This window comes from Streptomyces sp. NWU339, from assembly GCF_003143855.1.
In the GTDB taxonomy this organism is placed as follows: domain Bacteria; phylum Actinomycetota; class Actinomycetes; order Streptomycetales; family Streptomycetaceae; genus Streptomyces.
In genome coordinates this window covers 1-1,934 of the sequence record NZ_QFRK01000166.1, presented here as the reverse complement: position 1 = coordinate 1,934, position 1,934 = coordinate 1, and the positions used below count along the sequence as shown (strand labels likewise).

Genomic DNA, 1,934 nt, shown 5'->3' with positions numbered 1-1,934 from the left:
GACCAGCTCGAACGGAACGATCCGTGTCAACTCGCCCAAGTGACCCGGTGCATAAAGCCCTTCGGCCACCGTGACGACACGCGTGATGGCAGACTGTCCGGCCAGCGGAGCCTCCGGTGAGTGGACGGTTGTCTTGGTCGACTGCCAGTCCTACCGGGGCTCCGCTTCCCACGTCCGGCAAACCCACAGATCACAGCCGCCTGGACACCCGCACTCAAGCCGTAACTTCACGGCCTTGGGCTTTAGGCAGCCACTTTGGGGCGAGCCTCTAAGATCATGGCCCCAACGTCGTGCTTTAACGGGCAGGTCCACAGACTGCCCGACGCGCCGGAAGCTTACGGGGCCATGATCACTCGCCCCAAAGCAGCTCCAGCCCAAAGCCACTCCGCCGACCTCACGACCAGGAGAACGTATGAGACTCGCACCTATAGCCGCCGTGGTTCTCTTGTCTGCCGCCCTGCTCGCAGGGTGTGCGCAGGAAAAGACCGACTTGCAGCCCCCCAGGTCGCCGGCAGAAGGCGCCTGGTACGCGAGCAGCCAGGAGCAGCGTCAGGAGTACTGCGAGGCTTACCGCGCGCACGACCCACAGCGCCCCATCCACATCCCTTCGTATCCATCAGCAGAGTCGGAGGACGAGTTCGCCGAGAACTTCCACAACGTGCTGAAGGAGAAGTGCTGAGCGCGAGCGGGCCGTGTGTCAAGGGGTCGCCTTTTCCTGACATCACCTCCTGACAGCAACAGAGGTGAACGATGCCGGTCAACGCTGAACCACAACGGCCTGGTGACGATGGCCATGAGCCAGTGATGCATGACCGCAGAGTCGCCGTGATCGGCCTGCTGTCGGGCCGTTGCTGGGCCGTCCGAGGGCAGCCGAAGGCGACCAACGTTGACAACCGTCGACAGCTAAGCCGCAGGTCACAGCGTTGGCCGCTCAGAAGGCCGCAGGTCAGCGAGGCCCCGCGTCACTTCTTCGGCTACTGATCGCGCTCAATGGAGCTTGACTCGCCCAATGAGACTCCGCCGGCCTTCGTTGCCGACATCAACACGTGATGCCAACTCAATGCACTGTTCACCCTGTTCAGCAACATGGATACGAGGTGCAGCCCACGCGTGAGACATGGTGCACCGCCTCGACACAACTGAAACGGACGGTGAGGGCCCTGGGCGGCATATCGAACGCAGGTGCCTCCAGTGCGCACCAGCAGAACACGGCCGCAGGTGGCTTGGGGCCTCGTACGGCCTTCCTCATGTCGCTGGTGATCGCGCTGCTCCTGGGCGCGCTGTCGGTGCTGGTGATGTTTCCGGCGGCCCAGCATCTACGTTCCCTTCAAGACGGCGAGCGGGCTCATGCGACGTTGCATACGAGCGGCGCGTGCATGGCGGGTCATTGCCAGGTCAAGTTCGAGGCGGCTGGGCGGACCGTGGTGGCGGATCTGCCGGTAGGCAGCGGCGGCGGCAGGAGCTCCGTCGGCGCTCGACTGACCGTCCGATACCAGGCGGACGATCCACAGGTAGTCGCCCGTGAAGAGGATGTCGGGGGCGGCGGGGCAGCCGTGCTGGCGGTGATGTCGGGCGGGGGCGCCCTGCTCTTCCTGGTGATGTCGGTCGTGGCGGCGATCTTCGTGGCGCGGCAGCGGCGCGCAGACTCGACGCCTGGCCGGACTCCTCAGGACGGGCAGCGGCACGGCGGCGACTAGGGCGCGTATCGAGTCGTGATCAATGGGCGCCTCGGGTGAGGTCTTTGATCCAGATCATCGAGGCGCGCAGGTGGAGGCCGGCGAGGTAGCTCTCCGGGGTCTTGTCGTACCGGGTGGCGATACCTCGCCAGGCCTTCAGCTTGTTGATCAGGCGCTCGACGGTGTTCCTCTCCTTGTAGAGGTCGGCGTCGTGGCGGACGGGCCGGCCGCCCCTGGAGCCCTTCTTCTTCCGGTTGG

Annotated in this window: 2 protein-coding genes and 1 pseudogene; 2 read left to right on the top strand and 1 reads right to left on the bottom strand. The window is 65.0% G+C overall.

Features of this window, described 5'->3' with window-relative positions; translation table 11 throughout:
- Positions 1 to 412 precede the first annotated feature (412 nt).
- Positions 413 to 679 (top strand): hypothetical protein, encoded by a 267-nt coding sequence (locus DIZ27_RS44990; RefSeq protein WP_146229169.1) that lies wholly within the window; start codon positions 413 to 415, stop codon positions 677 to 679.
- Between the two features lie 568 nt (positions 680 to 1,247).
- Entirely contained in the window at positions 1,248 to 1,697 is a 450-nt protein-coding gene (locus DIZ27_RS44985; RefSeq protein ID WP_109383990.1) for a DUF3592 domain-containing protein, read from the top strand.
- Positions 1,698 to 1,716: 19 nt separating this feature from the next.
- On the opposite strand, the pseudogene DIZ27_RS44980 reads toward DIZ27_RS44985, so the two are convergent.
- Positions 1,717 to 1,934 (bottom strand): annotated as a pseudogene (locus tag DIZ27_RS44980) (IS5/IS1182 family transposase); the annotation flags it as partial.

Coding starts and splice junctions, on each gene's coding strand:
- DIZ27_RS44985 (WP_109383990.1), top strand. CDS start 1,248: ATGTCGCTGGTGATCGCGCTGCTCCTGGGCGCGCTGTCGGTGCTGGTG.
- DIZ27_RS44990 (WP_146229169.1), top strand. CDS start 413: ATGAGACTCGCACCTATAGCCGCCGTGGTTCTCTTGTCTGCCGCCCTG.